The organism is Mesorhizobium sp. M5C.F.Ca.IN.020.32.2.1, assembly GCF_004023105.1.
In the GTDB taxonomy this organism is placed as follows: Bacteria; Pseudomonadota; Alphaproteobacteria; order Rhizobiales; family Rhizobiaceae; genus Mesorhizobium; species Mesorhizobium wenxiniae.
In genome coordinates this window covers 1-2,060 of sequence record NZ_RZSX01001024.1, presented here as the reverse complement: position 1 = coordinate 2,060, position 2,060 = coordinate 1, and the positions used below count along the sequence as shown (strand labels likewise).

Annotated in this window: 2 protein-coding genes and 1 pseudogene; all 3 read left to right on the top strand. The window is 63.8% G+C overall.

Annotation, left to right across the window (positions count from 1 at the left end):
• The coding region (locus EOA86_RS32330; protein WP_164892216.1) for a molybdopterin cofactor-binding domain-containing protein at nt 1-1,022 on the top strand (1,022 nt) is incomplete at its 5' end.
• A gap of 55 nt (nt 1,023-1,077) precedes the next feature.
• Nucleotides 1,078-1,257 (top strand): annotated as a pseudogene (locus EOA86_RS40850) (hypothetical protein); the annotation flags it as partial.
• A gap of 56 nt (nt 1,258-1,313) precedes the next feature.
• Nucleotides 1,314-2,060 (top strand): dihydroxyacetone kinase subunit DhaK (locus EOA86_RS32320; protein WP_164892215.1); only part of this gene is annotated, 747 nt, incomplete at its 3' end.

The following is a 2,060-nucleotide window of genomic DNA, read 5'->3' as shown; positions in this document are numbered from 1 at the left end:
CCCGCCGTTTCGGTTGGGAGCGGAGAAACCCGACACCCGGCCGCACCCGAGAGGGCCGGAAGCTCATCGGCTACGGCATGGCGGCGGCGATCCGTCCGAACTACATCGGCGCGGCGACGGCGCGGGTTGCACTCGACCGGGACGGTCGGGTGACGGCGCGGCTCGACATGACCGATATTGGGACCGGCACTTATACGATCCTGACTCAGATCGCTGCGGAAAATCTCGGCGTGCCGATCTCGTCCGTCAAAGTGGAGCTCGGCGACAGCCGCTTCCCGCGTACCGCCGGCTCCGGCGGTTCCTGGGGCGCGGCAAGCGCGGGTTCGGCGCTGCATAACGCCTGCAACGCCCTCAAGCAACGGATCGTGGAGGCGGCGCGGTCGAGCGAAGCCTCGCCACTGCACGGCGCGAACGCCACCGAGGCAAGCTTTGCCGACAGCGAGGTCAGGTTCGGCCAGCGGTCGGCAGGCCTGGCCGACCTCATCCGGAGGATCGCTCCCGACGGGCTCGAGGCCGAAGGCTCCGTAGCCGCAGGCGCCGCCACCCAGTCATACAAGGCTTACTCGCAGCATTCCTATGGAGCACATTTCGCCGAGGTCGCAGTCGATTGCGATACCGGTGAGATCCGCATGCGCCGGATGCTGGCTGTGATGGGCGCGGGCCGTATACTCAACGCCAAGACCGCGCGCTCGCAAATCATCGGCGGCATGACCTGGGGGATCGGTGCGGCGCTGATGGAGCAGACGGTGCTCGACCCGCGCTACGGCCACTTCGTCAATCACGACCTTGCGGAGTATCACGTCCCGATCAATGGCGACGTCCCCGAGATGGAGGTCGTCTTCCTCGAGGAACATGACGACAAGGCCAATCCACTCGGCGCGAAGGGTCTCGGCGAGCTCGGCGTCTGCGGTGCGGGGGCTGCTATCGCCAATGCCATTTACAACGCGACCGGCGTGCGAGTGCGTGAATTTCCCATCACCTTGGACAAGGTTCTGCCTGCCTTGCCCCTGATCGCGATTTAACGCTGCAAGTTATCAGCTCCTCCCTTGCCCTCAAGGGCGATCAGGTCGGAACGTCGTCAAGGTTCTCAGCGCGGCGGTCAAACTCCTGCTTTCGCACAACTATCATGACGGCGCGGAACATCACCGCCTCTTCTTCGAGCACTTCAAGCTCAAGGGCAAAGAGGCAGCCAATGCCTGCATGCAGATCCTGGCCGCGCGGGAACGTATCGCCGCTGAAATGTCGGTCGCCGGGTAGAAATCCCGGTAACACGCTGTACTATCTGCGAAAATACGAAACTCGGGAGGATGCAGGTGCAGACCAAGAAGATCGTCAACGACGGCAACCGCACTGTCGATGAGATGCTGGAAGGCATCCTGGCTGCGCATCCCCGCCATCTCAAAAGCGCGGCGGGCAGCCCACGCTCGATTATCGCCCGCGATGGACCTCGCCAGGGCAAGGTCGGCCTCGTCATCGGCGGTGGCTCCGGCCACGAGCCGACATTCCTCGGCTTCGTCGGCAAGGGGCTGGCCGACGCGGCCGCGATCGGCAATGTCTTCGCCTCGCCGCCGCCCGACCCGATCCTCGAATGCGCCAAGGCGGCCAGCGGCGGCGCCGGCGTGCTGTTCATGTATGGCAATTATGCCGGCGACGTGATGAATTTCGACATGGCCGCCGAGATGGCGGCGATGGATGACATTGAGGCGCGCACCGTGCTGACCACTGACGATGTGGCATCGGCGCCGCGAGACCAGAGACACAGAAGGCGTGGTGTCGCCGGCAATTTCTTCATCTTCAAAGCCGCTGGTGCAGCCTGCGACCGGATGCTGTCATTCGATGAATGCGAGCGCATCGCCAGGAAGGCCAACGATCATACCTTCACCATGGGCGTGGCACTGTCGCCCTGTTCGCTGCCGCAGACCCGCCGGCCGAATTTCGAGATCGGACCGGACGAGATGGAGATCGGCATGGGCATTCATGGCGAGCCGGGCATCGCACGTGGAAAACTGAAAACGGCCGACGAGATCACTGACGAGATGCTGGACAAGATCCTCGACGAG